Consider the following 26,770-nt stretch of genomic DNA (forward strand, 5'->3'; position numbering starts at 1 on the left):
CCGGTACAATTTCTCCACTTATCCCAGCGCCGCGCGACTCGCCGACAGGCGATCTGCGCCGCTGCGCAACCCCAATTCCAGTCATCGCCATGTCCAAAAACGAAACCCTCTTCGAACGCGCGCAACGCACCATTCCCGGCGGCGTGAACTCGCCGGTCCGCGCTTTCCGCTCGGTCGGCGGCACGCCGCGCTTTATCGAGCGCGCGCAGGGCCCCTACTTCTGGGACGCGGACGGCAAGCGTTATATCGACTACATCGGCTCATGGGGCCCGATGATCCTAGGCCATGTCCATCCGGAGGTTCTCGAAGCCGTGCAGCGCGTGCTGGGCAACGGCTTTTCGTTCGGTGCGCCGACCGAATCGGAAGTGGAAATCGCCGAGGAAATCTGCAAGCTGGTGCCCTCCATCGAACAGGTGCGCATGGTGTCAAGCGGCACCGAAGCGACCATGAGCGCGCTGCGCCTCGCTCGCGGCTTCACGAACCGCAGCCGTATCGTCAAGTTCGAGGGCTGCTATCACGGCCATGCGGACAGCCTGCTGGTGAAGGCCGGTTCGGGCCTGCTGACCTTCGGCAATCCGACTTCGGCGGGTGTGCCGGCGGATATCGCCAAGCACACTACCGTGCTCGAGTACAACAACGTCGCCGAACTCGAAGAAGCGTTCAAGGCATTCGGCAACGAGATCGCCTCGGTCATCGTCGAGCCGGTGGCCGGCAATATGAATCTGGTGCGCGCCACGCCCGAGTTCCTGCAAGCGTTGCGACGCCTGTGCACCGAGTACGGTTCGGTGCTGATTTTCGACGAAGTGATGTGCGGCTTCCGCGTCGCCCTGGGCGGCGCGCAAGAGGTCTATGGCATCACGCCCGATCTGACCTGTCTTGGCAAGGTGATCGGCGGCGGCATGCCGGCGGCGGCTTTCGGCGGCCGGCGCGACATCATGGCCCACCTAGCGCCGCTCGGCGGCGTCTACCAGGCGGGCACGCTGTCGGGCAACCCGATCGCGGTGGCGGCCGGCCTGAAAACATTGCAACTGATCCAGGCACCGGGCTTCTACGACACGCTCGCCGCGCGCACCACGCGCCTCGTGCAAGGTCTCGCGGGTGCCGCGCGTGAAGCCAAGGTGCCGTTCGCAGCCGATTCGCTCGGCGGCATGTTCGGCCTCTACTTCACGGATTCGATTCCGACGAGCTTCGCCGAAGTCACGAAAAGCGACGTGCCGCGTTTCAACGCGTTCTTCCACAAGATGCTGGACGCCGGCGTGTACTTCGCGCCGTCGGCCTATGAAGCGGGCTTCGTTTCGATCGTTCACGACGACGCGATCGTCGACACCACGATCGAAGCCGCTCGCGGCGCGTTCGCCTCGCTTGTGGCCTGAGCGCGGCGAGACGACGCATCGTTAAAACTGCAGCTCATGACAGCCTAGTCACCGTACCCGACCGGACACCGATGTTTTCGCAAACCGATTTCGTCCATATGGAACGCGCGCTCGCGTTGGCCAAGCGCGGCATGTACACCACCGACCCGAATCCCCGGGTCGGCTGCGTGCTCGTCAAGAACGGCGAGGTGATCGGCGAAGGCTTCACCCAACCGGCCGGTCAGGATCATGCCGAGATTCGCGCATTGAAAGATGCACGCTCGCGCGGCCACGATCTGCGCGGCGCCACGGCTTACGTGACGCTTGAGCCATGCAGTCACTTCGGACGCACACCGCCGTGCGTCAACGCACTGATCGAAGCTCAGGTCGCGCGCGTGGTCGCGGCGATGGAAGATCCCAATCCGCTGGTATCCGGACGTGGCCTCGCCATCTTGCGCGACGCCGGCATCGAAGTGCGCTGCGGACTGCTCGCCACCGAAGCATACGAATTGAATATCGGCTTCGTCTCGCGCATGACCCGCGGCCGCCCTTGGGTTCGCATGAAAGTCGCGGCCTCGCTGGACGGCCGCACCGGCTTGCCTTCAGGCATCAGTCAATGGATTACCGGCGAAGCGGCACGCGCCGACGGCCACGCCTGGCGCGCTCGCGCGTCGGCGATCCTGACCGGCATCGGCACCGTGAGAGAAGACGATCCGCGCATGACGGTGCGCGCCGTCGACACGCCGCGCCAGCCACAACGCGTATTGATCGACAGCCAACTCGATGTGCCGCCGCAGGCACAGATTCTGGCCGGTGCGCCAACGCTGATCTTTTGCGGCAATCTCGATCAGCGCCATGCCGAGCGCGCCACCGCGTTGCGCGAACGCGGCGCCGAAATCGTGCAACTGGCGAACCCGGCCGGCAAGGTCGATCTGCCCGCAGTGCTGAAAGTGCTCGGCGAGCGCAACGTGAACGAACTGCACGTCGAGGCGGGCTACAAGCTGAACGGCTCGCTGCTGCGCGAAGGCTGTGTCGACGAACTGCTGGTATATCTCGCGCCGAGCCTGCTCGGCATGGATTCGATGAGCATGTTCAGTCTGGGCGCGCCCGAAACACTCGAGGCCCGCGTCAAACTGAACTTCCACGCGGTCGACCGGATCGGCGACGATTTGCGGATTCTCGCGCGCTTCATGGCCGAGCCCGCGCCGGAGTCAGCACCCGAACCCGAACCCAAGCCCGGCGGCGATCCCGCGTCCCAACCCGTTTCGAAATGATCAAGGATTAGCACGATGTTCACTGGAATCGTCGCGGCCGTGGGCCGCATTGAATCAGTCAAGCCGCTCGGCACGGACGGCGACGCGGGCGTGCGCCTGAACGTCGAAGCCGGCGGCCTCGATCTCGGCGACGTGCAGCTCGGCGACAGCATTACGATCCAGGGCGCCTGCATGACCGTGGTCGCCAAGACCGGCCATTCGTTCGAAGTCGACGTGTCGCGCGAAAGCCTGAACTGCACGGCGGGCCTCGGCGAAACCGGCGAAGTCAATCTCGAGAAGGCGCTGCGCGCGCACGACCGGCTCGGCGGCCATATCGTTTCCGGACACGTGGACGGCCTCGGCACGGTCACGCATTTCGCGCCGGTCGGCGAATCGCACGAACTGCGCGTGCTGGCGCCGCGCGAGATCGGCCGCTATCTGGCGTACAAAGGTTCTATCACCGTCAACGGCGTGAGCCTGACCGTCAACTCGGTTAAAGATCGCGACGACGGCTGCGAATTCTCGATCAACCTGATTCCGCACACCGTGGAAGTGACCGCGCTCAAGCGGCTGCGTGAAGGCACACAGGTGAATCTGGAGATCGATCTGATCGCGCGGTACGTGGAGCGCATGCTGAACGCGCCCAAATAACAGGCCGCAAGCCCGGCCACGCATGGGCTGGCGGCGGCGCCCTGCCGCTTTCAGCCGGTTCATGCGTCTATCGTTTTCAACGAGCATAGCAACGGCGGACGGCTCATCGCCAGTCGGCCAAACGGCCTATGCCGTTCGGCGGAGGCGACTTGGGCTCGCGCGTGGCGTAAAATACGCGCTTTCTTCGAAACTCTCGCCAACATGACGCTCGCCTCCACTCCAGAGATCATCGCCGAACTGAAAGCCGGCCGGATGGTGATCCTCGTCGACGAAGAAGACCGCGAAAACGAGGGCGACCTCGTGATCGCCGCCGAATTCGTCACGCCGGAAGCGATCAACTTCATGGCCCGCTACGGCCGTGGCCTGATTTGTCTGACGCTCACGCAGGAACGCTGCAAGCTGCTGAACCTGCCGCTCATGACCTACCGCAACGGCACCCAGTACGGCACCGCGTTCACCGTGAGTATCGAAGCGGCTGAAGGCGTCACGACCGGCATCTCGGCGGCCGACCGCGCCCGCACGATCGCTACGGCGGTCGCGCCGGACGCCAAGGCCGAGCACATCGTGCAGCCCGGCCACGTGTTCCCGATCATGGCCCAGCCCGGCGGCGTGCTCGTGCGCGCCGGCCACACCGAGGCGGGCTGCGACTTCACCGCGCTGGCAGGCCTCACGCCGGCCGCTGTGATCTGCGAGGTCATCAACGACGACGGCACGATGGCGCGCCTGCCGGACCTGCTGGAATTCGCCAAAGAGCACGGCCTGAAAATCGGCACGATCGCGGACCTGATCCACTATCGCAGCCGCACCGAGTCGATCGTCGAACGGATTTGCGAGCGCACCATGCAGACGGCGCACGGCGCGTTTCGCGCGGTCATGTATCTCGACCAGCCGAGCGGCCAGCCGCATATCGCACTTGTGCGCGGCACGCCCTGCGCGGATCAGGACACGCTGGTGCGCGTGCATGAGCCGCTGTCGGTGCTGGATCTGCTCGAAGTGGGCGAATCCACCCACTCATGGACGCTGGACGCGGCCATGAAAGAGATCGCCAGACGCGACTGCGGTGTGATCGTACTGCTGAACTGCGGCGACTCGAAGGACCATCTGATCGACGTTTTCAAGGCGTTCGACTCGAAGGAAAGAGCGGAAGCACTCAAACGCCGGCCGGTCGACTTCAAGACGTACGGCATCGGCGCGCAGATTCTGCGCGAGCTCGGTGTCGGCAAGATGCAGGTGCTGTCGAACCCGCGCAAGCTGGGCAGCATGTCGGGCTACGGTCTCGAAGTCACGGGCTTCGTACCGATGCCGGGCAGCACCGCGCAGGCTCCGCAACAAGGCTGATCCGACCATTCACGCGCTTAGCGCCCACTCAAAACACCACGGAATTCTCATGGAAATCGGACAATACCAACCGAATCTCGACGGCGACGGACTGCGTATCGGCATCGTCCAGGCGCGCTTTAACGAACCCGTTTGCAACGGCCTCGCGGACTCCTGCATCGAAGAACTCGAACGCCTCGGCGTGACGGGCGAAGACGTGCTGCTGGTCACCGTGCCGGGCGCGCTGGAAATCCCGCTGGCGCTGCAAAAGCTCGCCGAAAGCGCGCAATTCGACGCACTGATCGCGCTCGGCGCGGTGATTCGCGGCGAAACGTACCACTTCGAACTGGTTTCGAACGAAAGCGGCGCGGGCATCACCCGTATCGGGCTCGACTTTGGCATTCCGGTCGCGAACGCGGTGCTGACTACCGAGAACGACGAACAGGCGGTTGCACGCATGACCGAAAAGGGTCGCGACGCAGCGCGCGTGGCCGTCGAAATGGCGAATCTCGCCGTCGCGCTCGAACAACTCGGCGGCGATGACGAGGAAGAAGACGAAGAGGAAGAGGCATGAAGAGCGCACGCCGACGCTCCCGCGAACTGGCCACGCAGGGGCTTTATCAGTGGCTGCTGTCGGGCTCGCCCGGCGGTGAAATCGACGCGCAACTGCGCGGCGCACAAGGCTTCGACAAGGCCGACCACGAGCATCTGGACGCCATCCTGCACGGCGTGATCCGCGATTCGGAAGCACTGTCCGCGGCCATCGCCCCGTGTCTCGACCGTCCGATCGAGCAGCTCTCGCCTGTCGAACGCGCCGTGCTGCTGGTGGCCGCGTTCGAGCTGAAGAATCACCTCGATATTCCGTATCGCGTGGTGATCAACGAAGCGGTTGAACTCGCCAAGACGTTCGGCGGCGCGGACGGCTATAAGTACGTGAACGGCGTGCTGGACAAGCTGTCGGCGCAACTGCGCGTGGATGAAACGCAGGCGGCTCGCAAGCGTTGAGCGCAAGGCGCATGGCTTACTGTGTGAGTCTTGCCGTGTGCCCTGCTGAACGCAGCGAAACAAAACCGCTTGCAAGGACGGCGTGTCGCGCGGAAACACACGCGCAACACGTAGTCCCGTTTTTGCTCCTGAACTGGATTTGATCGTATGAACTCCGTGACCGAACCCTTGGTACGGCTTGCCGCACGCGTGGACGCCATCCAGCCTTTCTATGTGATGGAGCTGGCCAAGGAGGCCGCGCTTCTCGAGCGCGACGGACGCGACATCATTCACATGGGAATCGGCGAACCCGATTTCACGGCGCCCGAGCCGGTCATCGAGGCCGCCGCGAGCGCGCTGCGCCGCGGCGTCACGCAATACACCAACGCGCTTGGCCTGCACGCGCTGCGCGAAGCGATCTCAGCGCATTACGCCGACTTCTATGGTGTCAGCGTGGATCCGGCGCGCATCGTCGTCACTGCCGGCGCGTCGGCAGCGTTGCTACTGGCTTGCGCGGCGCTGGTCGATCGCGACGACGAAGTGCTGATGCCCGACCCGTGCTACCCCTGCAACCGTCATTTCGTGATCGCCGCCGAGGGCAAGCCGGTGATGGTGCCGAGTGGTCCGGCGGAGCGTTTCCAGCTAACCGCCGCCGACGTCGAGCGGCTCTGGAACGAGCACACCCGTGGAGTATTGCTCGCGTCGCCGTCGAATCCGACCGGCACGTCGATCGAACCGGCTGAACTGGAACGCATCGTCAAGGCCGTGCGGGCGCGTGGTGGCTTCACTATCGTCGATGAGATCTACCACAGGGCCTGAGTTACGACGCCAAGCCCGTCTCGGCGCTCTCATTCGGCGACGACGTGGTGACCGTCAACAGCTTCTCGAAGTACTTCAACATGACCGGCTGGCGCCTGGGCTGGCTGGTGGTGCCGCCCGGCATGGTGAGCGCGTTCGAAAAGCTCGCGCAAAACCTGTTCATCTGCGCCTCTGCGCTCGCCCAGCACGCGGCGCTCGCCTGCTTCGAGCCGGAAACGATCGCGATTTACGAAGCTCGGCGCCTGGAGTTCAAGCGTCGCCGCGACTTCATCGCGCCGGCGCTGCAATCGCTCGGCTTCTCGGTACCGGTCATGCCCGACGGCGCGTTCTACGTGTACGCCGACTGCCGCACGGTCGCGCATCCGGCAGCCGGCGACAGCGCGGCGCTCACGAAGGCCATGTTGCACGATGCCGGCGTGGTGCTGGTGCCGGGCATGGATTTCGGTACGCATGCGCCGAAGGACTACATCCGGCTTTCGTACGCCACCGCGTATCCGAAACTGGAAGAAGCGGTCGAGCGATTGGCGAAGCTTTTCGGAAAAGGCTGAGCGAAGCAACACACTTCTCAATCAGCAGACGAAAAAAAAGGACACTCAACCGGGTGTCCTTTTTTGTTGCGGCTGCTGCGTCGAGCCGCCAGCGCTGCCAGAGTTACGCTGCCAAGCTTCGGCCCAACCTCAAGCGCCCAACTCCGAAGCCGACGCCACGTGCTTCGTGACGTTGGAGCTCGCATCATCCTGCTCGGAGGAAACCGGCGTCTTCACCGAAGTCGCCGCGCTCAACGGATGGCTACCCTCGAGCGTCACCTGCACGCGCTTGCCGTTGCTGGCAGCCGCGCCGCTGCTGGTCGACGCGGTCAGAACCGGCGCCTGCGGTGCGTTGATCGGCACCTTGCGGCCACGCGCCACGTCGCGCAGACGACCACGCTCGGCCATCACCTTGGCGCCGTAGCCGCCATCGTCCTGCGAGGTCGAGCCGACATACAGGCGCAAGCCGCCCGGAAGCGAGCCGCCGCGGGCGATGCAATCCTTCAGCACCAGTGCGCCGACCTTGATGTTCGCGACCGGTTCGAGGGCCGCGCTCTGGCCGCCGAAGTACTGGAATTTGTCCGAGTGCACCTTCGACATGACCTGCATCAGGCCTTGCGCGCCGACGCCGCTCTCGGCGTACGGGTTGAAACCCGATTCGATCGCCATCACGGACAGCAGCAACAGCGGATCGAGACCAACTTCGCGGCCGGTGTCGAACGCGGCTTTCACGAGCTCGCTGACGGGCTCCTGAGCGACGCGATAGCGCCGTGCCAGATAGGATGCAACCAGATCCTGCTCGCGGGTCGAGACCAGCACGCGATCGTCACGCGCGTCGGCGGACACGCGTTGCGACGGAATCAGCCGCGCCAGCGCGGTGACGCTTTGCATGGTGCGCGGGTCGAGGCCATTCAGCGCCGCAACGCCCATACCGGTCGAGCCGGAGGCGTCGAACGCGCCGTCAAAACCCGTGTTGCTCGCAATAACGGCCGTGTTGCCGTTGCTAGCGTTGTTCGTGCTGCTCACGGCATCGGAACCGTTCGAGCTGGCCGACAGCGAGTCGTCAGAGGGCGCGCCTGCGGGCGGTCCGAAAGCCGGCAGCGGGTTGCCCTGCAGCAAACGGGCGGGGCCGGCTTGCACAGCGGCGGAGATGACCGGCATCAACTTGGCGGCAAGCGTGCCGCGCAGGGCCGGCATCAGCCACAGTGCGACTGTCAGCACGACGGCGATACCGCCCACGATGCTGAACAGGTGATGACTCATTCGCGTCCCGCGACGCAGCACACCACGCACAACTTGCGCAATACGCTCATCGGGACGCCACGATAACCAGGCGTTCATTCAGATCTCCCATGTTGCATGATCCGCGAACCCCGCCAGATGAAAAGGCGGTACAGCACATTCGCAGAGTCAAGACATCGCGTGCTCTGTCTGGTTAGGGCAGCAGCGACGTCGGGAAAACGGCAAATACCGTCTGTGGGGAGCCATCCTGAAACGGGTCCGCGGCATGTCAAAAAAGCATGCGGGCGGTGGCTCCCACGCGAAAAACCAGCGTCAGTTGGCGCTGGCGAAGACTTCAATAAGGCCGTCAGATACCGTGCAGGGGTTCGGTAAACGGTGACGCGTTGCGTCTGATGGGACCGGGGGCAGTGGTAAAAAGGTTCACGCCCTGCAACCAATGTGGACGGATTCTATGCAGGGTTTTATAGATCGTCAACACTATAGATAGGCAAAAGTATAACTAATTGTAATAAAGAACGGCGTTCAGCCGGTCCAGAACCATGCGGCATGCGCCTTTTGAGGCATCGCCAGTCCTCCGTCTCGCCTAGCCCGTTTAGCCGAGCTACGTGCGCCAGCCAACACAGGTAAAATCGACAATCGTTCTGGCGCCGCAAAGCCTGCCGCGCCCCTCCTTTTCGCCGCTTGCGCGGCAATGAACCGCACCAGATGAAATACAAAGACCTGCGCGATTTCGTCGGCCGTCTCGAGACGATCGGGGAACTGCGCCGCATCTCACAAAACGTCTCACCTGTGCTGGAGATGACCGAGTTGTGCGACCGTGTGCTGCGCGCCGGCGGTCCGGCTTTGCTCTTTGAGAGCAAGGCGCAGCATGGGTTCCCGGTACTTGGCAACCTGTTCGGCACACCCCGGCGGGTCGCGCTCGGCATGGGTGTCGACGCGCAAGCGGGCGAAGGTGACGGCGCCGCACTCGAGTCGTTGCGCGACGTGGGCCGGCTGCTCTCCGCGCTGAAGGAACCGGAGCCGCCGAAAGGCCTCAAGGACGCCGGCAAACTGTTCTCGCTTGCGAAGGCGGTGTGGGACATGGCGCCTAAGACCGTGAGCGCGCCGCCCTGCCAGGAAATCGTCTGGGAAGGTAACGATGTCGACGTCGCCAGGCTGCCAATTCAGACCTGCTGGCCGGGCGACGCCGGCCCCCTGATTACATGGGGCCTGACCGTCACAAAAGGTCCGAATAAGCCCCGACAAAATTTAGGCATATATCGCCAGCAACTGATCGGGCGCAACAAACTGATCATGCGATGGCTCGCGCATCGCGGCGGCGCGCTCGATTTCCGCGAGTTCGCACTACAGAATCCGGGCAAGCCTTATCCTGTGGCGGTCGTTCTGGGCGCCGATCCGGCAACCATCCTCGGGGCGGTCACGCCGGTGCCCGATACGCTTTCCGAATACCAGTTCGCCGGCCTGCTCCGTGGCGGCCGCACGGAACTCGCGAAGTGCATCACGCCGGGCGTCGACGGATTGCAGGTGCCCGCGCGCGCCGAAATCGTGCTGGAAGGCTTCATCTATCCGCAGGAAGGCACGCCCTCGCCCGCTCCGGCAGGCGCGCCGCCGCGTCCGGTCAAGGGCGCGTCGGCGGCCTACGAACATGCGCTCGAAGGCCCGTACGGCGACCACACCGGCTACTACAACGAGCAGGAGTGGTTCCCCGTCTTTACGGTCGAGCGCATCACCATGCGGCGCGATGCGATCTATCACTCCACCTACACCGGCAAACCGCCTGACGAGCCCGCTGTACTCGGCGTCGCGCTCAACGAAGTGTTCGTGCCGCTGTTGCAGAAGCAGTTCACCGAGATCACGGACTTCTATCTGCCGCCTGAAGGCTGCAGCTACCGCATGGCCATCGTGCAGATGAAGAAGAGCTATCCCGGTCACGCCAAACGCGTGATGTTCGGCGTATGGAGCTTCCTGCGGCAGTTCATGTATACGAAGTTCATTGTCGTGGTGGACGAGGACGTGAACATCCGCGACTGGAAGGAGGTGATCTGGGCGATCACCACGCGCATCGATCCGGCGCGCGACACCGTGCTGGTGGATCGCACACCGATCGACTATCTGGATTTCGCCTCGCCCGTCGCCGGGCTCGGATCGAAGATGGGTCTCGACGCGACCAACAAATGGCCGGGCGAAACCGATCGCGAATGGGGCCGCCCAATCGTGATGGACGAGGCCGTCAAACACCGCATCGATACCTTGTGGAACGAGTTGGGCCTCTAAGACAAGCCGTACAACAAGACTGAAATAACAAAGCTAACGGAGCAGTTGCGCGGATGCATGCCTTTTCAATGATGTCGGATGGATTCTTTCTGTCGTTGTCGCTGTGCCTGGATATCGGTCTTGTGAACGTCGCCATGATTTCGCTGACGCTTTCGCATGGCTTCAAACCGGGCTTCTGGCTCGGCCTCGGCTCGTGCATCGGCGATCTGATTTATGCGGCGCTCGCGCTCGCGGGCATGGCGGCCTTGCTGCAGTTCGAATCGGTGCGCTGGGTGGTGTGGATCGGCGGCGCCGCGATTCTGCTCTTCCTGACCTGGAAGATGGCGCGTGAAGCCATGTACCCAGCCACGGCGCCGGCGGTGGCCGGCGAGGCGGACGCCAATGCGCCGCATCTGTCAGCGTGGCGCGGCTTTTTGCGGGGCGTCTTGCTGGCGGTGTCGTCGCCTTCGGCGATTCTCTGGTTCGCTGCAGTGGGTGGCGCGCTGATCGCGAAAGCGGGCGCCACGAGCGTGACCACTGCGCCGGTGTTTCTGGGCGGATTCTTTCTCGGCGGTCTGTGCTGGACGATCTTTATCTGCGGGCTCGGCAGCCACGGACGCAAGCGCGCCGGCACCGGTTTGCTGCGCGCCTGTCACGTGCTGTCCGCGTTGCTGTTTGCTTACTTCTCGTACAGCGTGATCGTCAACGGGTATCGCGATCTGATCGTGCAAACCGCGCACGCGGCAAGCTGATGCAAAAACGGCTCGCATTGTGCGAGCCGTGTTCGATCAGATATCACGCACCACGTCCGGCAAGCGCAACGACACCCGCCGACGCGCTGTATCAGGCCAGATACTGCGCGAGCTTTTCCAGGTCCACGTTGCCGCCGCTCACCACCACGCCGACACGCTTGCCCTTCACCGGCACGATGCCATTGAGTACCGCGGCCGCGGCGAGGCAGCCCGTCGGTTCGACCACGATCTTCATGCGCTGCGCGAAAAAGCGCATGGTCTCGATCAATTGCGCGTCGCTAACCGTTTCAATACGCGCGACCAGCTTCCGGATGATCGCGAACGTATAGTCGCCGAGATGCGTGGAAGCGGCGCCGTCGGCAATTGTGCGCGGCGTGTCGATATGCACGATCTCACCACGCGCGAGCGACTGCTGGCCGTCATTGCCCGCTTCCGGTTCAATGCCGATCACCGTGCAAGCCGGGCTCAATGCCGACGCGGACAACGCGCTGCCGCCGATTAGTCCGCCGCCGCCGAGGCACACGAAAAGCATGTCGAGCGGGCCCGTTTCATCGATCAGTTCTTTCACGGCCGTGCCCTGCCCGGCGATCACATGCGGATGGTCGTACGGCGGAATCAGCGTCATCCCGCGTTCCTCGGCGAGCCGCCGGCCGATTTCTTCGCGGTTTTCCGTATAGCGGTCGTAGGTGATCACCTCTCCGCCGTAGCCTTTGGTCGCCGCGACTTTGGCCGCGGGCGCGTCGTGCGGCATGATGATCGTCGCGCGAATGCCGGCGAGGCGCGCGGACAATGCAATCGCCTGAGCATGGTTGCCCGACGAATACGTCAGCACGCCGGCTTTGCGTTGCTCCGCGTCGAAATGCGAGATCGCGTTATAAGCGCCGCGAAACTTGAAGGCACCCATGCGCTGAAAATTCTCGCACTTGAAAAACACCGACGCACCCGTTCGTTCGTTGAACGTGCTCGAGGTCAGAACGGGGGTGCGGTGGGCGACGCCTTCGAGACGCGCTGCGGCGTCGAGTACGTCGTCGAAAGTGGGAGCGGGAAGCGCTTGCATCGGCGAAACTCTCCAGGAGCGGTGGCGAAACAGCCATTCTCCCAGCTTCGACCGAGGTTTGGAACGTTGGCAGCGAAGCGAAAACACAAACGGCGTAACCCGGCATTCAAGCCGGCGTTACGCCGTCGATACAGCCACCGCCCTGCTTTCCGCAATTAGCGGCGATAGTAACCGTGGCCGTAGTAACCGCGATAATAGCCGTGGTGATAATAGGGACGGCCGTAGCCATATCCACCCACTACCACTGCGGGCGGCGGCGCGTAATAAACCGGCGGCGGCGCATAAACCGGCTGCGGTGCGTAATACACGGGCGGCGGCGCAGCATAAACCGGGTAGGCGGGCGCAATTGGAACCCCAATGCCGATCCCGACAGAAACGTGCGCCTCAGCGGCACCGGCAAGTCCCAAGCCGAGTGCTGCGGCAACGACAAACGGAACGATCTTTTTCACTTTATTCTCCTGGCGCGGCCTACCGAGGTCGCCAACTTCGCATGCCCTGCATGCCATGAAATCAATGTATCGAAAAAGATCAGGCCTATCTGTTCGCATTTGTTGCAAATTGCAATCGGCCAGAAGGGTTCGTAATTTCCGCTGAGGCAATGCGCCGCGCACGAGCTTCGCAAAGCGCTGAAAACTCAGGGATTCACCGGCTCAAGCGCAGGGCAATCTGGCGCGATCCTGGCTTGCCGCCAAGCGGCATTCGCGTTCCAGTAATCTTTGATTACAAATTAGATTCAATCCTGACGGCATCGATTGATGCCTCAAAATGAAAAATGCCCGGCCAACGGACCGGGCATTCGTTACTGGCGAAGGGCGCTACGTCAGCCGACCTTCACGTAGGCAAATTCGCGGGACACACTCGGCGGAACGTAGGCACCGCTAATCCGCACGCGCGGCGTCAGGCGCTTTTTCTGGTCCCACCAGCGACGGCGCTGTGCGTGAGTCAGGAACCGCAAGTGCTTTCGGTAAGAAAAAATATTCATCGTGAACCTCCCGAATCTGACTGCGAGACGAAATACCCAGAACAGCAACTGCCAAACCGGCTAACCAGACTGATGCAGCAATTGTGAGCAGCTTTCAAGCCTGCGGGGCGCATCGCGGCGGATGACCGGCCAAACGCGCCATATCGCGCTCGCACTGATCGGAGCAAAGTCGCCGCCAAAGCGAGCCACAGGCGTAATGGATGCGCGATACTTCAGCTTTCCCGGTTAAATATTCCGTCTGGAGCAGGCAACCATGACCCAGTCCTCTTTGCCGCGCCTCGGTTTCATCGGCGCGGGCCGACTCGCGCGTTGTCTTGCGCTGAGCTTTTCACGGGCCGGTTACCCGGTCGCAGCGGTAGCCAGCCGCTCGGCGGCCTCGGCCGGCAGGCTTGCCAGTCAAATCGAGCATTGCACGGCATTCGAGAACCCTCAACAGGTGGTCGACGCCGCCGACATCATCTTTTTAGCCGTTCCCGACGACAGCATCGGTACGTCAGCGCACACACTCCGATTCAGTCCGGACGGCGCGGCTGGCCCGCACGGCAAGGCGCTCGTTCATTGCAGCGGCGCTTCGTCCATCGAATTGCTTGCCCCGGCGCGGGACCAGGGCGCCGCGATCGGCGGCTTTCATCCACTGTACCTGTTTAGCGGCGACCTCGCCGATCTCGAGCGCATCGCAGGCTGTTCGGTGACGATCGAGGCCGATAGCGCGCTCAAGGACGAGCTGACGGCGCTGGCCGTCGCGCTGCGCTGCCATCCGCTGTCGATTCCGGCGGGCGGCCGCATGCTTTATCACGCGGCGGCCCACTACGCCGCCAGCTTCGCGCTGTGCAGCCTCGCGGAATGCGTCGCGCTGTGGCGCACGCTGGGCTTTGCCGAAGAGGACGCGCTGCGCGCTTTGCTGCCGATGCTCTCCGGCACCATCGAAACCGCGCGCGACAAGGGTCTGCCCAATGCGCTCGCCGGCCCGGTGTCGCGGGGAGACACGGGCGTCGTGCAGAAACAGTTGGCGTTGCTGGAAGGCCTCGGGGGCGACCACGCGGCACTCTACGGATTGCTCACGCGGCGCGCGGTGGGGCTGGCGGAACGCCGCGTGACGCCGCCCATCGCGATCGAGGCGATCTCCGAGGCCGTGGAAGAATCGCTCAACCGGTCGCTGAATCAGGCCGCAGCAGGTGCAAGCGTCAAGTAAGCCGTGATAATGTGACGTCCGGCGCCGCGCGCAATCCGCCAGCGCCGCGCATCGGGACCAACAGACGAGAACGCACAATGATCAAGGTCAGCATCCTCTATCCGTACCGGGAAAACGGCCATTTCGACGTGGACTATTACTGCGTCACGCATATGCCGCTAGCGGCCAGGCTGTTCGGACCGTCCCTGAAGGGCTGGTCGGTCGATGTCGGCATCAACGCCGGGCCGCCCGGAACGCCGCCGCCGTACGTCGCCGCGGGTCATTTCCTGTTCAACAGCGCGGACGACTTCTACACAGTCTTCAAGCCGGCTTCCGAACAACTATTGGCGGATATTCCCAACTACACCGACGGCGGCAACGGCGCGATTCTGATCAGCGAGATCAGAATTTCCGTGTGATGCCCCGCGGAAGCGGAACGGATGGCGGCCTTTAATACTGACAGGCGTCGTCGAACGTGAAGCCGCAGCCGCGCACGGCTGCTCGAAACAACGCATCACGCGCTCCATAGCGGCAAGAGCGCGGGCAATCCAGATGAAACCGCCGGCGCGCCGCTCGGAAAGCGCCGGTACCCTGCGGCCGATCGGCGGCCGTTATACGAAGGAAAAGGACACGAGATGTTTGGCGATATCGCCCGTTTTCTGCTTAATACCGTCTTCACGCTGTTCGGCGCGGCGCTCTTGCTGCGCGCATGGCTGCAGGTCGTGCGCATGCCGCCCTACAACCCTGTTACGAACGCCGTGCTGCAAGCCACCAACTGGATTGTGCTGCCGTTGCGGCATATTCTGCCGAGCACGCACAAGATCGACTGGGCGAGCCTTGTCGCGGCGCTTCTTGCGGCTATCGTGTATGTAGTGCTGATGGTGGTCCTGACCGGCGCCGATCCGCTCACGCTTTTGCCGACACTGCTGATCGTGGCGGTGCTGACGCTGATCAAGTGGGCGCTGAATCTGATCATCTGGATGACGATCCTGATAGCGCTGCTGTCGTGGCTCAATCCGCGCTCGCCCGCCATGCCGATTCTGTACCAGTTGACGGCGCCGTTTCTGAATCCGTTGCGCCGCGTGGTGCCGCAGCTCGGCGGCATCGACCTCTCGCCGATCCTGCTGTTCGTGATCGTGCAGGTACTGCTGATGGTGGTCACGCGCGCGGCCGTTCAACTGACTTACTTCGTGATCTGATCCGCCCGTTGCAAGCCGCAATCAGCCGCCGCCAGCCTGGAAAGGCGGCGGCGGCTTTGCTTTCTGCGTCGCTTAGGCGCCCTATCAAGCAGACTCTCTGGAGCAAGGCTGCCGGCAGGTTGGCAAAGATTCATCACGCGGTCGGCGCCGAACAAGCTATTCACCTCACAAGTGTTTCCTTGGCGAACAAACTCTTCGGCAGCGCATCGATCTCCGGTTTGCCAAACCGCGCGAATCCCGCGTAGAATGGCGTGCTCTGCGGGCGTCGTATAATGGTAATACCCTAGCTTCCCAAGCTAGAGCCGTGGGTTCGATTCCCATCGCCCGCTCCAGATATCTTCCATTCGCCCTGTGAACAATCGGGCAACTCCGCGAAAGTATCTGCCTTTATCGCTCCTCCGGTCCGGGCCGCCTAACAAGGCTTTTTCTTCATCATCCCATTCAACAATTGATTCGCTTGCCATAGCGGGTGAGCAGACGCGGAATCGAAATGGCGGCGGCGATCGAAATGGCATTCGCCCGGATAATCGTCCTGCGAAAATACCTTACACAATTATTAAATTGATTGGACCGGGCTCTTCATTATTAAAACGTACTGTTTTAGCCGCTTTCCCTAACCCGCCGCCGCGCGCTTCGTCTGGACGCACCCTTTTCGGGTGTGCTACCTTACGCGCACTTGCAACGCCCGCTCCACTTTCCTGCTGATGCGTTCAGTGGAAATCCAGCACGAGCCGCCTCCATGAAGGCGGCTTTTTTGTCGTGGCGGCGGCCCCGCGCTGCGCTTCTTAGGCGCTGCGTGTGCCGGTCGCGCGTGCGACTCGCGCCCACTGCCACGCGAGCGCGTACAAGCGCCGCGCGGCACGCCAGGCAAGCCGCATAGCCCTCACCCTTGTAGCAGTATCGAAGATGATCCACGATCCAAACGAAGCCGCCCCGCCGGACGAACTCCCGACGCCCTCCACCGAAGCCGAAGACGCACTCGCCGGCGAAGCCGCGCCGCAAGAAGAAGCCTTGCATCGGCGCCGCATCCGCAGCTTTGTCACGCGCGCTGGCCGCGTCTCGACCGGCCAGCGCCGCGCGATGGACGAACTCGGCCCGCGCTTCGTGGTGCCCTTCGCGCCGCAGCAGCCGGACTGGAACGCCGTGTTCGGCCGTGAGGCGCCACGCGTGCTCGAAATCGGCTTCGGCATGGGCGCGACCACGGCGGAAATCGCCTCGCACCGTCCCGACGATGATTTCCTCGGCGTCGAAGTGCACGAGCCGGGCGTGGGCGCGCTGCTGAAGCTGATGGGCGAGCAGAACGTGTCGAACATCCGCATCATTCAGCATGATGCGGTCGAAGTGCTCGAGCAGATGATCGCGCCCGACAGCCTAGACGGCGTGCACATCTTCTTCCCCGACCCGTGGCACAAGGCACGTCACCACAAGCGCCGGCTGATCCAGCCGAAATTTGTCGCGCTGCTCGTATCGCGCCTGAAGCCGGGCGCCTATCTGCATTGCGCGACCGACTGGCAGAACTACGCGGAACAGATGCTCGAAGTGCTGGGTGCCAAGCCGGCGCTGGAGAACACCGCCGACGGCTATGCGCCGCGTCCCGAATACCGCCCGGTGACGAAATTCGAGCGGCGTGGGCTGCGGCTCGGCCACGGCGTGTGGGATCTGGTCTACCGCAAACGCGGCGCCGAGTAAGACTGGCAATTCGCCTGATCCGGCGATAAGGAAAGGTCCGGGAAGGGTCCGCAAAGGCAAAGGTCCGCGAACGCGGACCTTTTTTCATGGCGCGAGCAAAACGAAGCGGCTCACTCCGTCCAACTCAACGCGCCGCTATAGCCGACCAGCAGAATCAGCAATCCGAAGGCGATCCGATACCACGCGAACGCGGTGAAATCGTGCGCCGCGATATAGCGCAACAGCCAGCGCACGCAGGCAAAAGCACTGACGAACGCGGCCAGGAAGCCGAGCGTGAAGGTGCCGAGTGCGTCGACGGAAAGCAGATGCCAGTCTTTGTGCAACTCGTAAGCGGTCGCGCCGAAAATGATCGGAATCGCAAGGAAGAACGAAAACTCGGTGGCGACGCGCCGGTCAAGACCGAACAGCATCCCGCCGATGATCGTCGAGCCCGAGCGCGACATGCCTGGAATCAGCGCAAAACACTGCGCGAGGCCGACTTTCAGCGCGTCAAGCGCGCTAAGGTCGTCCACGCTTTGCACGCGTGCCGCCGTCTCGCCACGGGTGCGCTGACGCGCTTCCGCCCACAGAATCACCACGCCACCCGCCACCAGCGCGAACGCGACCGGCACGGGCGAGAACAACGCGGCCTTGATGGTCTTTTCGAATAGCAAGCCGAGCACGATCGCCGGAATCGTGGCGATGATCACGTTCAGCGTGAAACGGCGCGCATCGGGCCGGCTCGGCAGGCCCGCCACCACACTGCCGATGCGGCGGCGAAACTCCCAGCACACGGCGAGAATCGCGCCGAGCTGGATCACGACATCGAAGGTTTTCGCGTGCTCATCGGTAAAGTTCAGCAGACTGCCCGCGACGATCAAATGCCCGGTGCTCGACACGGGCAAAAATTCCGTCAACCCTTCGACGACGCCCAGAATCAGCGCCTTGCAAGCCAATAGCCAGTCCATCCCTGCCCCTTTATCGCTGTATATAGTCGGAACGAACAGGGCCGACACGGAATGACGCGGCCCTGCCGGCCGCGCACCGCGTCATTTTTCGACGATTTGTACGCGTATGCCGTTTGTAAGGATGGTAATTGTACCGGGTTCGTAATTCACACCGGCAAATTGCAGCTGTTCAGGCTTGAAGGTGTAGATCGGATAGTTGGCCAGCAACTGCGTGGCGAGCAGCCCCGCCGCGGCATTGATCTGCTGCGTATAGGCCTGCGCCTGCCCGCTCACGCTGACGTTGTCGACGTTCGGCGACCTGAGCACGACCGATTTGCTGGCGGCGTCGTAGGCCAGTTCGCTCGACAGCATGAACACGCCATCCACCGGCTGCGGCATGAAGGGACTGGCGAAACGTGCGTCGAGCTTCACCGAGACGCGGTTTGCATCCGGCAGGAAACCGACCACGGGGTTGGCCAGCGCGACTTCGAACACCTGCGAGACCGTGCGTTGATACGGGAATTTGCGCTGCACCGCGTCCTGCACCTGCTGCTGCGAGAACGTGTAGTGCGAAGGGATGAACGGAAAAGTCGGCGTTGCGCAGGCCGCAAGCGAAACGGTGATGCCGAGCGCGCTGGAGCCTGTCAGCGCGGCAAGCAGGAAGCGGCGCCGGGCCGGCGCAGCGGGTCGAGTCATGCGAAATCTCCTGTGGAAACCCTTTCGGACATGCGATTGCGTGGTTCGTTTTCGGCGTGCGGCGCGTCGCTCATGCGTGCGCTCGCGCGCGTTTATCAGCGGGCCGACTGTTGAACGTGCGGTTGAGTCTGAGCTTCGAGCTGCGTGAGCCACGCGAGTGCTTCGCCGCGATTCGTGCCGCACATTTCAGTCTGCGGTTGCAAACCGGAACAGCACGCCGGCCGCTCCGGCCGGCCGAAGATCGCGCAGCGCAGGTCGTCGCCGAGTTGTACGCAGCGCACGCCGGCCGGCTTACCGTTCGGCATGCCCGGAATGGGACTCGAAATCGACGGCGCAATACAGCACGCGCCGCAATCGGGGCGGCACGCATGATCGGTCACGTGGAACGCGGACTCGCCCTTCACCGCGTACTTCGAGATTTCAGACACTTCATTCACCGCGTTCTTCCTGAACCCGACAACGGGCAATGCATTATCAGACCCGCATTGTGCCACTGCATTCCATGCGACCTTTTTACGCAATCGCGCGCGTGCGCGCTCACGTACACTCGGGGGCATCCTAAAGGCCATGTTCAAGAAGCGTCCGCGCTGTTCGATCCGGTCTCGCGAATCACACCGGTTCCGCCTCTTCCTCGATGGCCGTCTGCCCTCGAGCCCCCCATGTCCACCGACAACACGCTGTTCCGCCCCGACCTGCTCGCCAAATACAGCGCGAACGGCCCACGGTATACGTCCTATCCGACCGCCCTGCAGTTCCGCGACGATTTCGATCCGGCCGACTATTTGCGCGCCGCTGCGGACCCGGGCGCATCGTCGACGGATCTCTCGCTGTATTTCCACATTCCGTTTTGCGACACCGTGTGTTTCTACTGCGGCTGCAATAAGGTCGCCACAAAAAACCGCGCCCACGCCCGCCCGTACCTCGATCAATTGAAGCGCGAGATAGCCTTGCAGGCGGCCTGTTTCGACACGCGGCGTCCGGTATCGCAACTACATTGGGGCGGCGGCACGCCGACGTTTCTGTCGCACGATGAGACGGCCGAACTGATGGCCGCCACGCGTGAGCATTTCACACTGCTGCCCGACGCCGAAGCCGAGTATTCGATCGAAGTCGATCCGCGCGAAGCGTCGCCCGAGACGATCGCGCATTTGCGCAAGCTCGGCTTCAACCGGCTGAGCCTCGGCGTGCAGGATTTCGATCCGGTCGTGCAGCAGGCCATCAACCGTATTCAACCGCTCGAGATGACCGCGTCGGTCATGCAGGCCGCGCGCGACACCGGCTTTCACTCGATCGGCGTCGATCTGATTTATGGGTTGCCGCATCAAACGGTCGAGAGCTTCAGCCGCACGCTCGACACGATGATCGAACTCGCGGCCGATCGCCTCTCGGTATTCGCCTATGCCCACATGCCGCAACTCTTCAAGATGCAACGGCAGATGGACCCCGCCACACTGCCCTCGCCTGATGCCCGGCTCGCGATCCTGCAGCGCGTGGTCGAACGTCTGACGGGCGCGGGCTATGTGTACATCGGTATGGATCACTTCGCGCTGCCCACCGACGAACTCGCGCGCGCCCAGGCGCAGCGAACCTTGCATCGCAACTTCCAGGGCTACAGCACGCGGGCCGATTGCGATCTGATCGGCTTCGGCGCATCGTCGATCGGCAAGGTCGGCGACGTCTACGCGCAAAACGCCAAGGACCTGCCTGGCTATGCGGCGGCGGTCGATTCAGGCAAGCTCGCCATCGCGCGCGGTGTGCGCCTGACCGCCGACGACCGACTGCGCCGCGACGTGATCACCCAGTTGATGTGCAACCTGGAGTTGCGCTTCGATGAATTCGAAGCGGCCTATGGCATCCACTTCGCCAACGCGTTCGAGCCGGAGCTGGAGCGTTTGCGCGGCTTCGAAGAGGACGGCCTGGTGTCGCTCGGCGCGCGTAAGCTCGAAGTGCGAATGGCCGGCCGCATGCTCGTGCGCAACATCGCAATGGTGTTCGACCGTTACCTCGGCCAACAGGCACTCGAACGGTTTTCGCGTACGGTGTGAACGCTTTGACGCGGATGAAAGCAACTGGCTTGCCCGTCGTCCAATTTTCGGCCATAATCTGCGTCTTCGCCGCGCGCCAGCTTCTGACGCGTGCGCTGCAAGACCTGCCCAGGTGGTGAAATTGGTAGACGCAGGGGACTCAAAATCCCCCGCCGCAAGGCGTGCCGGTTCGATTCCGGCCCTGGGCACCAAAGAATTCGAAACCGCAGCGAAAGACCGCAGTTTCAGCATCCCCTCGACCCCGCCAGCACATGCTGCCCGCGGGGTTTGTCGTTTCTGGCCGGCATGAAAACCTTGGCTGGCCTCGACAAAGACCTCGAAGAATTTCAGTGGCGTGAGCGCGACCATCGCCTCTCACGCCATTCGCCCACTTTATCGCCCCACGATTCCCGCGCCGCCGTGTACCGCGGCGCGCCGGCGCTTGAACACATACCCGGCCCACATCACCACGAGCCACGCCGGCACTAGCCACACGGACACGGAAAGACCCGGCGTCATCGCGAGAATCACGAGGATCAACGCCATGAACGCGAGGCAGATCCAGTTGCTGACCGGGAACCAGAACGACTTGAACACGAGCGTCTCGCCGGCCGCGACCATCGCCTTGCGCGATTTCAGATGCGTCAGGCTGATCAGCGCCCAGTTGAGCACCAGCGCCGCCACCACCAGCGCCATCAGCAAGCCGAGCGCTTCGGCGGGAATCAGATAGTTGACGATCACGCACGTGAACGTGGCGAGCGCCGACAAACCGATCGCCATATACGGCACGCCGCGCCTGTCGACCCTCATCAGCGCGCGCGGCGCATTGCCCTGCTCCGCGAGACCATAGAGCATGCGGCTATTCGCATAGACGCCGCTGTTGTACACCGACAGCGCCGCAGTCAACACCACCACGTTGAGGACGTTCGCGGTCAGCGTCGAACCGATCTGCGAGAAGATCATGACGAACGGACTGCCACCGGCCGCCACCTCGTTCCACGGGTACAACGACAGCAGCACCGTCAGCGAACAGATGTAGAAAATCAGAATCCGGTAGATCACCTGATTCACGGCCTTCGGAATGCTCTTCTGCGGCTCGTCGGCTTCCGCCGCCGTAATGCCGATCAGCTCCAACCCGCCGAATGAGAACATGATGACCGCGAGCATCATGAAGAGGCCATGAAACCCATGCGGGAAAAAGCCACCGTGGCTCCAGAGGTTGGCGATCGACGCTTGCGGGCCGCCGTGTCCGCTGATCAGCAGATAGCCGCCGAACACGATCATGCCGATCACCGCCACGACCTTGATGATCGCGAACCAGAACTCGGTTTCGCCGTAGGCTTTGACGTTGGTGAGATTGATCGCGTTGATGCCGGCGAAGCAGACCAGCGCTGACACCCAGGTCGGCACGCCCGGCCACCAGTAGTGAACGTAAGTGCCGACGGCGGTCAACTCGGCCATGCTCACGAGCACATACAGCACCCAGTAATTCCAGCCGGACAGAAAGCCCGGAAAATCGCCCCAATACTTGTAGGCAAAGTGGCTGAACGAACCGGCCACGGGTTCCTGCGCCACCATTTCGCCCAACTGCCGCATGATCATGAAGGCGATGATGCCGCCGATCGCGTAGCCGAGAATCATCGACGGGCCGGCAGCCTGCAACACGCTGGCGGAGCCGAGAAACAAGCCGGTGCCGATCGCGCCGCCCAGCGCGATCAGCTGGATATGGCGATTCTTGAGCCCCCGCTTCAGGCCGTCTTGCTGCTGTGCACTATTCAAATTGCGCCCCAGTGTATGGATATCGATCACCCGATCGGACTTATGGTCCGGCCCGGCAGAACCTGAAATTTTACCGTGGCCGATATTACCTAAATACTGGGAGCAACCCGCGCTTGGTTCTGCGCCGCACGCAACGTCGAGGATAGTGATTGTCACTGGCGCAGGGCTTCTGTATGTTGCCCTAGTCGAGCTTTCAGCCTCCGGAGATTCAACATGTCGCCCAAACGCCTGCTTTGCGCCGCTGCTGTGTGTCTCTGCTTTCCGTGGGCTGTTGCTCTCGCCCAAACCAACGCACCGGTCACGGCACCCACCGCCACGCCCACGGTGGAACCCGCTGCCGAGCCGCCGAGCCAGCCGCGCATGGAGACGGCCGCACCCGAAGCGCCGGCGCCTGCAGCCATGGCGCCTGCCACCCCGCCCGCCAAGGCCGCCGCCGCACCGCCTTCCGCCGCGCCCATGACCGGCCCGGTGCGCAACGTCGTACTGGTGCACGGCGCGTTCGTCGACGGATCGAGCTGGAATGGCGTGGTCGCCAAGCTGCAGCAGAAGGGCTATCACGTGAGTTCGGTGCAGAACCCGCTCACCTCCCTCGCCGACGATGTCGCCGCGACCCGCCGCGTCCTCGCGCGCCAGGAAGGACCGACGATGCTGGTCGGGCACTCGTGGGGCGGCGTCGTGATCACCGAAGCGGGCGCGAACGCGCCGAACGTCGCCGGCCTCGTCTATATCGCGGCGATCGCGCCGGACCTGCACGAGTCGACCGTCGATCTGATGAAGCGCGCCGCGCCGATGCCCGCGGGCGCGAGCATCATCAAGGATCCGAGCGGCTTTCTCTGGCTCGACCGCACCAAATACCACGCCGACTTCGCGGCGGACGTTCCCGAGAACCTGACACGCGTGCTCGCCACCGCGCAGGTGCCGATCGCGGCGACGGCCTTCAGTGAAACGGTCAGTCAGGTCGCATGGAAAGAAAAGCCGTCGTGGTATGTGATCACGACGCGCGACCGTGCGGTCTCGCCGGAAGTCGAGAGATTCATGGCTGAGCGGATGGGCGCGAAAGTCGTGCCGATGGCGTCGAGCCACCTGGCTCCGGTGTCGCACGCAGGCGCGATTGCCGACGTGATCGATCGCGCGGCGCGTGAACTGAGCCGGCAGCAATAGGTCTGTTCAGGCGTATGCGCGAGTGTTGTCGCCCAGACGCCGGCTCGATGCGCTCCGGGGATTTGGTTCGGATTCCGTAGATTCCCGTGCTTAGCGCAATTAGCGCAATCAGCGCAACATGAACGACATCGCCGACAGGCAATTCAGCATGCGCACCACGTGTTCCGCCGACGCCGCGCTAAAGCGCAATGTGACCGCGTCGACGCGCGTGAGCGTCGGCCATTGGCAGAACAGATCGGCAAGCCCGCTGGTTTGCACGCGCAGCTCGCATTCCATCGGCTTGACTTCGGCGCGTGTGGATCCCAGCGCATGGCCGTCGGCCAGATGCTGCTGAACCACCTCACGCGCGGTACTTTCTATGGCAGCGCGAGCGCTTGCCGGCGATTGCGTGACGCCGCTTGCCTGCCCCGTCGCGTGCTTGGTGACGACAAAACGCGCGCCCGGAAAACGCGGCGCGGTTTCTTGCGCGAACACATCGTCACCGGATAACAGCGCGACGCGTGCGCCATATTCTTCCGCCAGCGCGCCATATAGGCCCGCCTCGCCCACCTCGACGCCGTTCAGCGAAACGCGCGCGAACGCAAAACTGTTGATCGTGTGCGCGAGGATGCCGTGCGTTTGCGACATGGCGTGATAGCCGATCATGAAGACCAGCGCCGCGCCGTATTCGAGCCCGGCCATCATGCCGAGCGTGCGCGGCTTGCCGAGCACCACCTGAGCGCGTGCATCGAGCAGGTCCGGAAGCAGATTGCGAAAGCCCCCGTGAGAATCGTTGACCCACACCTGTGTCGCGCCGCCGGCGAACGCGCCTTCGATTGCGGCGTTGGCTTCGAGCGTCATCCAGCGGCGCGCGGCTTCGTATTCGCCGTTGCCCGCGCGCGTTTGCTCAGGATGAAACACGCCGGCAATGCCTTCGATGTCGGCGGAAATGAGGACTTTCATCAGGGAGTGCGCTTGAGTAGTTGAGCAAGATCGGGAACGCTGTCACGCAGCGACAGCCGCCGATGGCCATCGCGCCCGGTCACGGACGCGGCACGCCACAAGGCGTCGAGAATCGCCTGCTCGACGCTGTCCGCGCAAGCGCGAAAGAGCGGATCCAGACGCTCGTCCGCGAGCAACCGTGGCGGCGTCACGAAGTCGGCCCCGTGAGGCACGGTATGCGCCGTTGAAAACGCCAGCGCGATATCGCCGCTGCCGTGGCCGTACACCGAGCCGGTGCGCGCGAGACCCGCTGCCGCGCGCAACGAGAGGCGCTTGAGCTGGCGCGCGTCGAGCGGCGCGTCGGTGGCGACGATCATGATGATCGAGCCTTGCTCGGGTTTCGTCGCCGGCGTGGCTGACAATGCCGTGGCTTCGGCTTTGGCCGCGCGTTCCGCGAGCACGCGGCCGAGCGGCGTGCCGTCGATGGTCAGCATCGGCAGGCGGCCGAAGTTCGCCAGCACGAGTGCGCCGACGGTATAGCTGCGGCCTGCCGCGCTCGCCACGCGCGACGCGTTACCGATACCGCCTTTCAGATCGAAGCACGACATGCCCCGGCCCGCGCCGACCGAGCCGCTCGCGACATTCGCGCTGGCGGCCGCATAAGCGTCGTCGAAATGCTGTGCAGTGACGGCCAGCGCCTGAATGTCGTTCAGGTAGCCGTCATTGCATTCGAACACCACCGGATTGACTGTCGACCACTCGCGTCCGATCCGCGGATTCGCGCGCACGGCCGCGCGAATCTGCGCCTGCGCGACGGCCGCGACGCCGAACGTATTGGTCAACGCGATCGGCGTTTCCAGCGTGCCGAGTTCTTCCACTTGCACGAGCCCGATGCTTTTCCCGAACCCGTTGATCACCGAGGCCGCCGCGGGCACCTTGTCGAGAAACGGATCGCCACGATGCGGGCGGATCACGGTCACGCCGGTTTGCACGGCGCCTTCATCGAGCGTGCAGTGTCCGACTGTCACGCCCGGCACATCGGCAATCGTGCCGAGCGGACCTGCCGGCAACGTGCCGATATGCGGCGCGTTTTCAAACTCGGGAGAATTCATGGCCGGTCGAGCTTCGGATCGAGCGCGTCGCGCAGACCGTCGCCGAGCAGGTTGAACGCCAGCACGGTCAGGAAAATCGCCAGACTCGGAAACAGCGCGATATGCGGCGCCGTCACCATGTCGGCGCGCGCTTCATTGAGCATCGCGCCCCACTCGGGTGTCGGCGGTTGTGCGCCGAGGCCGAGAAACGACAGGCTTGCCGCCGTGATGATGGAGGTGCCGATACGCATCGTGAAGTACACCACCACCGAAGAAATCGTCCCCGGCAAAATGTGCCGCACGATGATCGTCCAATCCGACGCGCCGATGCTGCGCGCCGCTTCGATATACGTGAGTTGCTTGAGCATCAGCGTATTGCCGCGCACGAGCCGCGCGAACGCCGGAATGCTGAAGATCGCGACCGCGCAGATCACGTTGATCATGCCGTTGCCGAGAATCGCCACCACGCCGATGGCGAGCAGAATGCCGGGAAACGCGAACAGCACGTCGGCGACGCGCATCGTGATGCGATCCCACCAGCCTTCGTAGTAGCCGGCCAGCAGGCCGAAGAACGTGCCGATCACCGCACCGATCGCAACGGACAGAAAGCCCGCTTCAAGCGAAATGCGCGAACCCGCCAGAATGCGGCTGAAAATATCGCGGCCCAGCGAGTCCACGCCGAACCAGTGCGCCGCGGACGGCCCCGCGTTCAATGCGTCGTAATCGAAGAAATTCTCCGGGTCGTACGGCACGATATGCGGCGCAATGATTGCGACCGCGATCAACAGCAGCACGAAGATGCCGGCGGCAAGCGCTACATGCTGCTTACGGAATTTGCGCCAGAATTCGCTCCACGGCGTGCGGATCGCGCGTTCGGCTTTGACGGTGCTGGCCGCATTCGGCTCGGTGGCGGTCGTGCTCATG

Annotated in this window: 24 protein-coding genes, 2 tRNA genes and 1 pseudogene; 17 read left to right on the top strand and 10 right to left on the bottom strand. The window is 63.3% G+C overall.

Annotated features, from left to right (window positions below; genetic code table 11):
- Nucleotides 1–89: 89 nt before the first annotated feature.
- The 7 genes and pseudogenes from hemL to P0D68_RS09740 all read left to right on the top strand — a co-directional run bounded on the left by hemL (nucleotide 90) and on the right by P0D68_RS09740 (nucleotide 6,924).
- A complete protein-coding gene (gene hemL, locus P0D68_RS09710) occupies nucleotides 90–1,373 on the top strand; it encodes a glutamate-1-semialdehyde 2,1-aminomutase (RefSeq protein ID WP_408296288.1) in 1,284 nt (427 codons plus the stop codon).
- A 71-nt stretch (nucleotides 1,374–1,444) separates the two neighbouring features.
- Nucleotides 1,445–2,626 carry a bifunctional diaminohydroxyphosphoribosylaminopyrimidine deaminase/5-amino-6-(5-phosphoribosylamino)uracil reductase RibD gene (gene ribD, locus P0D68_RS09715; RefSeq protein WP_408296285.1) on the top strand — a complete coding sequence of 394 codons (1,182 nt, stop codon included), beginning with the start codon at nucleotides 1,445–1,447 and terminating at the stop codon, nucleotides 2,624–2,626.
- 15 nt (nucleotides 2,627–2,641) lie between these two features.
- Nucleotides 2,642–3,256: a riboflavin synthase gene (locus P0D68_RS09720; RefSeq protein ID WP_091799818.1), complete on the top strand. Its 615-nt coding sequence runs from the start codon at nucleotides 2,642–2,644 to the stop codon at nucleotides 3,254–3,256.
- Between the two features lie 201 nt (nucleotides 3,257–3,457).
- Nucleotides 3,458–4,594, top strand: coding sequence for a bifunctional 3,4-dihydroxy-2-butanone-4-phosphate synthase/GTP cyclohydrolase II (gene ribBA / locus P0D68_RS09725; protein ID WP_408185176.1), 1,137 nt, complete (start codon nucleotides 3,458–3,460; stop codon nucleotides 4,592–4,594).
- A 49-nt stretch (nucleotides 4,595–4,643) separates the two neighbouring features.
- Nucleotides 4,644–5,147 carry a 6,7-dimethyl-8-ribityllumazine synthase gene (gene ribH / locus P0D68_RS09730; protein WP_007180751.1) on the top strand — a complete coding sequence of 168 codons (504 nt, stop codon included), beginning with the start codon at nucleotides 4,644–4,646 and terminating at the stop codon, nucleotides 5,145–5,147.
- Nucleotides 5,144–5,578: a transcription antitermination factor NusB gene (gene nusB / locus P0D68_RS09735; RefSeq protein ID WP_091799810.1), complete on the top strand. Its 435-nt coding sequence runs from the start codon at nucleotides 5,144–5,146 to the stop codon at nucleotides 5,576–5,578. The genes ribH and nusB overlap by 4 nt, the downstream gene beginning before the upstream one ends.
- A 147-nt stretch (nucleotides 5,579–5,725) precedes the next feature.
- Nucleotides 5,726–6,924: pseudogene (locus tag P0D68_RS09740) on the top strand (pyridoxal phosphate-dependent aminotransferase).
- Between the two features lie 129 nt (nucleotides 6,925–7,053).
- Here P0D68_RS09740 and P0D68_RS09745 read toward each other — a convergent pair.
- Complete coding sequence (locus P0D68_RS09745; protein ID WP_408296280.1) at nucleotides 7,054–8,244, bottom strand: transglycosylase SLT domain-containing protein; 1,191 nt, start codon at nucleotides 8,242–8,244, stop codon at nucleotides 7,054–7,056.
- Between the two features lie 606 nt (nucleotides 8,245–8,850).
- Between P0D68_RS09745 and P0D68_RS09750 the strand changes: the two genes are divergently transcribed.
- Nucleotides 8,851–10,419 (top strand): UbiD family decarboxylase, encoded by a 1,569-nt coding sequence (locus P0D68_RS09750; protein ID WP_408296277.1) that lies wholly within the window; start codon nucleotides 8,851–8,853, stop codon nucleotides 10,417–10,419.
- A 53-nt stretch (nucleotides 10,420–10,472) separates the two neighbouring features.
- On the top strand, nucleotides 10,473–11,150 hold the full coding sequence (locus P0D68_RS09755; RefSeq protein WP_091799802.1) for a LysE family translocator: 678 nt from the start codon (nucleotides 10,473–10,475) through the stop codon (nucleotides 11,148–11,150).
- Between the two features lie 91 nt (nucleotides 11,151–11,241).
- On the opposite strand, the gene P0D68_RS09760 is transcribed toward P0D68_RS09755, so the two are convergent.
- Together P0D68_RS09760 and P0D68_RS09765 are read right to left on the bottom strand one after the other, a co-directional pair.
- Nucleotides 11,242–12,207, bottom strand: a complete 966-nt coding sequence (locus P0D68_RS09760) for a threo-3-hydroxy-L-aspartate ammonia-lyase (RefSeq protein WP_091799800.1) — start codon at nucleotides 12,205–12,207, stop codon at nucleotides 11,242–11,244.
- Between the two features lie 155 nt (nucleotides 12,208–12,362).
- Nucleotides 12,363–12,656: a hypothetical protein gene (locus tag P0D68_RS09765; RefSeq protein WP_091799798.1), complete on the bottom strand. Its 294-nt coding sequence runs from the start codon at nucleotides 12,654–12,656 to the stop codon at nucleotides 12,363–12,365.
- A 786-nt stretch (nucleotides 12,657–13,442) separates the two neighbouring features.
- On the opposite strand from P0D68_RS09765, the gene P0D68_RS09770 reads away from it, so the two are divergent.
- The 5 genes from P0D68_RS09770 to trmB all read left to right on the top strand — a co-directional run bounded on the left by P0D68_RS09770 (nucleotide 13,443) and on the right by trmB (nucleotide 17,248).
- Nucleotides 13,443–14,381, top strand: coding sequence for a Rossmann-like and DUF2520 domain-containing protein (locus P0D68_RS09770; RefSeq protein ID WP_408296272.1), 939 nt, complete (start codon nucleotides 13,443–13,445; stop codon nucleotides 14,379–14,381).
- Nucleotides 14,382–14,458: 77 nt separating this feature from the next.
- Nucleotides 14,459–14,779: an EthD family reductase gene (locus P0D68_RS09775; RefSeq protein ID WP_408296269.1), complete on the top strand. Its 321-nt coding sequence runs from the start codon at nucleotides 14,459–14,461 to the stop codon at nucleotides 14,777–14,779.
- A gap of 216 nt (nucleotides 14,780–14,995) precedes the next feature.
- On the top strand, nucleotides 14,996–15,559 hold the full coding sequence (locus P0D68_RS09780; protein ID WP_408468330.1) for a YggT family protein: 564 nt from the start codon (nucleotides 14,996–14,998) through the stop codon (nucleotides 15,557–15,559).
- Nucleotides 15,560–15,817: 258 nt separating this feature from the next.
- A tRNA-Gly gene (locus P0D68_RS09785) sits at nucleotides 15,818–15,891 on the top strand.
- 574 nt (nucleotides 15,892–16,465) lie between these two features.
- Nucleotides 16,466–17,248 (top strand): tRNA (guanosine(46)-N7)-methyltransferase TrmB, encoded by a 783-nt coding sequence (trmB, locus tag P0D68_RS09790; protein WP_408296221.1) that lies wholly within the window; start codon nucleotides 16,466–16,468, stop codon nucleotides 17,246–17,248.
- A 110-nt stretch (nucleotides 17,249–17,358) separates the two neighbouring features.
- Here the strand turns inward: trmB and P0D68_RS09795 are convergent, their stop codons facing one another.
- From P0D68_RS09795 to P0D68_RS09805, 3 genes are all read right to left on the bottom strand, one after another.
- Nucleotides 17,359–18,195: an undecaprenyl-diphosphate phosphatase gene (locus P0D68_RS09795; RefSeq protein WP_408296218.1), complete on the bottom strand. Its 837-nt coding sequence runs from the start codon at nucleotides 18,193–18,195 to the stop codon at nucleotides 17,359–17,361.
- An 81-nt stretch (nucleotides 18,196–18,276) separates the two neighbouring features.
- Nucleotides 18,277–18,870: a DUF1439 domain-containing protein gene (locus P0D68_RS09800; protein ID WP_091799781.1), complete on the bottom strand. Its 594-nt coding sequence runs from the start codon at nucleotides 18,868–18,870 to the stop codon at nucleotides 18,277–18,279.
- 95 nt (nucleotides 18,871–18,965) lie between these two features.
- Nucleotides 18,966–19,307 carry a YkgJ family cysteine cluster protein gene (locus tag P0D68_RS09805; RefSeq protein WP_408296215.1) on the bottom strand — a complete coding sequence of 114 codons (342 nt, stop codon included), beginning with the start codon at nucleotides 19,305–19,307 and terminating at the stop codon, nucleotides 18,966–18,968.
- Between the two features lie 222 nt (nucleotides 19,308–19,529).
- Here P0D68_RS09805 and hemN point away from each other — a divergent pair, with 222 nt between their 5' ends.
- Together hemN and P0D68_RS09815 are read left to right on the top strand one after the other, a co-directional pair.
- Nucleotides 19,530–20,915: an oxygen-independent coproporphyrinogen III oxidase gene (gene hemN, locus P0D68_RS09810; protein WP_408296212.1), complete on the top strand. Its 1,386-nt coding sequence runs from the start codon at nucleotides 19,530–19,532 to the stop codon at nucleotides 20,913–20,915.
- Nucleotides 20,916–21,021: 106 nt separating this feature from the next.
- A tRNA-Leu gene (locus P0D68_RS09815) sits at nucleotides 21,022–21,106 on the top strand.
- A gap of 181 nt (nucleotides 21,107–21,287) precedes the next feature.
- Here P0D68_RS09815 and P0D68_RS09820 read toward each other — a convergent pair.
- A complete protein-coding gene (locus P0D68_RS09820) occupies nucleotides 21,288–22,673 on the bottom strand; it encodes an amino acid permease (protein WP_408296209.1) in 1,386 nt (461 codons plus the stop codon).
- Nucleotides 22,674–22,886: 213 nt separating this feature from the next.
- Between P0D68_RS09820 and P0D68_RS09825 the strand changes: the two genes are divergently transcribed.
- Complete coding sequence (locus P0D68_RS09825; RefSeq protein WP_408296206.1) at nucleotides 22,887–23,834, top strand: alpha/beta fold hydrolase; 948 nt, start codon at nucleotides 22,887–22,889, stop codon at nucleotides 23,832–23,834.
- A 108-nt stretch (nucleotides 23,835–23,942) separates the two neighbouring features.
- Here the strand turns inward: P0D68_RS09825 and P0D68_RS09830 are convergent, their stop codons facing one another.
- Genes P0D68_RS09830 through gsiD form a run of 3 tightly spaced genes read right to left on the bottom strand, consistent with a single transcriptional unit; the run spans nucleotide 23,943 to nucleotide 26,769 of the window.
- The gene (locus P0D68_RS09830; protein ID WP_408296203.1) at nucleotides 23,943–24,776 is read right to left on the bottom strand and encodes a M55 family metallopeptidase; all 834 of its coding nucleotides are present in this window, start codon (nucleotides 24,774–24,776) and stop codon (nucleotides 23,943–23,945) included.
- Nucleotides 24,776–25,867 carry a DmpA family aminopeptidase gene (locus P0D68_RS09835; RefSeq protein WP_408296200.1) on the bottom strand — a complete coding sequence of 364 codons (1,092 nt, stop codon included), beginning with the start codon at nucleotides 25,865–25,867 and terminating at the stop codon, nucleotides 24,776–24,778. Before P0D68_RS09835 ends, P0D68_RS09830 begins: the two co-directional genes overlap by 1 nt.
- Complete coding sequence (gene gsiD / locus P0D68_RS09840) at nucleotides 25,864–26,769, bottom strand: glutathione ABC transporter permease GsiD (RefSeq protein ID WP_091799766.1); 906 nt, start codon at nucleotides 26,767–26,769, stop codon at nucleotides 25,864–25,866. Before gsiD ends, P0D68_RS09835 begins: the two co-directional genes overlap by 4 nt.
- Nucleotide 26,770: the final 1 nt, after the last annotated feature.

The organism is Paraburkholderia sp. RL17-380-BIE-A, assembly GCF_046028085.1.
GTDB lineage: Bacteria > Pseudomonadota > Gammaproteobacteria > Burkholderiales > Burkholderiaceae > Paraburkholderia.

Bases quoted from the DNA above. Each gene is read 5' to 3' on its own strand.
- P0D68_RS09750 (WP_408296277.1), top strand. From the start codon at position 8,851: ATGAAATACAAAGACCTGCGCGATTTCGTCGGCCGTCTCGAGACGATC.
- hemN (WP_408296212.1), top strand. From the start codon at position 19,530: ATGTCCACCGACAACACGCTGTTCCGCCCCGACCTGCTCGCCAAATAC.
- P0D68_RS09825 (WP_408296206.1), top strand. From the start codon at position 22,887: ATGTCGCCCAAACGCCTGCTTTGCGCCGCTGCTGTGTGTCTCTGCTTT.
- P0D68_RS09760 (WP_091799800.1), bottom strand. From the start codon at position 12,207: ATGCAAGCGCTTCCCGCTCCCACTTTCGACGACGTACTCGACGCCGCA.
- P0D68_RS09835 (WP_408296200.1), bottom strand. From the start codon at position 25,867: ATGAATTCTCCCGAGTTTGAAAACGCGCCGCATATCGGCACGTTGCCG.
- P0D68_RS09755 (WP_091799802.1), top strand. From the start codon at position 10,473: ATGCATGCCTTTTCAATGATGTCGGATGGATTCTTTCTGTCGTTGTCG.
- trmB (WP_408296221.1), top strand. From the start codon at position 16,466: ATGATCCACGATCCAAACGAAGCCGCCCCGCCGGACGAACTCCCGACG.
- P0D68_RS09745 (WP_408296280.1), bottom strand. From the start codon at position 8,244: ATGAACGCCTGGTTATCGTGGCGTCCCGATGAGCGTATTGCGCAAGTT.
- ribD (WP_408296285.1), top strand. From the start codon at position 1,445: ATGTTTTCGCAAACCGATTTCGTCCATATGGAACGCGCGCTCGCGTTG.
- ribH (WP_007180751.1), top strand. From the start codon at position 4,644: ATGGAAATCGGACAATACCAACCGAATCTCGACGGCGACGGACTGCGT.
- P0D68_RS09770 (WP_408296272.1), top strand. From the start codon at position 13,443: ATGACCCAGTCCTCTTTGCCGCGCCTCGGTTTCATCGGCGCGGGCCGA.
- P0D68_RS09800 (WP_091799781.1), bottom strand. From the start codon at position 18,870: ATGACTCGACCCGCTGCGCCGGCCCGGCGCCGCTTCCTGCTTGCCGCG.
- P0D68_RS09720 (WP_091799818.1), top strand. From the start codon at position 2,642: ATGTTCACTGGAATCGTCGCGGCCGTGGGCCGCATTGAATCAGTCAAG.
- hemL (WP_408296288.1), top strand. From the start codon at position 90: ATGTCCAAAAACGAAACCCTCTTCGAACGCGCGCAACGCACCATTCCC.
- P0D68_RS09780 (WP_408468330.1), top strand. From the start codon at position 14,996: ATGTTTGGCGATATCGCCCGTTTTCTGCTTAATACCGTCTTCACGCTG.
- nusB (WP_091799810.1), top strand. From the start codon at position 5,144: ATGAAGAGCGCACGCCGACGCTCCCGCGAACTGGCCACGCAGGGGCTT.
- P0D68_RS09830 (WP_408296203.1), bottom strand. From the start codon at position 24,776: ATGAAAGTCCTCATTTCCGCCGACATCGAAGGCATTGCCGGCGTGTTT.
- P0D68_RS09795 (WP_408296218.1), bottom strand. From the start codon at position 18,195: ATGGACTGGCTATTGGCTTGCAAGGCGCTGATTCTGGGCGTCGTCGAA.
- P0D68_RS09775 (WP_408296269.1), top strand. From the start codon at position 14,459: ATGATCAAGGTCAGCATCCTCTATCCGTACCGGGAAAACGGCCATTTC.
- gsiD (WP_091799766.1), bottom strand. From the start codon at position 26,769: ATGAGCACGACCGCCACCGAGCCGAATGCGGCCAGCACCGTCAAAGCC.
- ribBA (WP_408185176.1), top strand. From the start codon at position 3,458: ATGACGCTCGCCTCCACTCCAGAGATCATCGCCGAACTGAAAGCCGGC.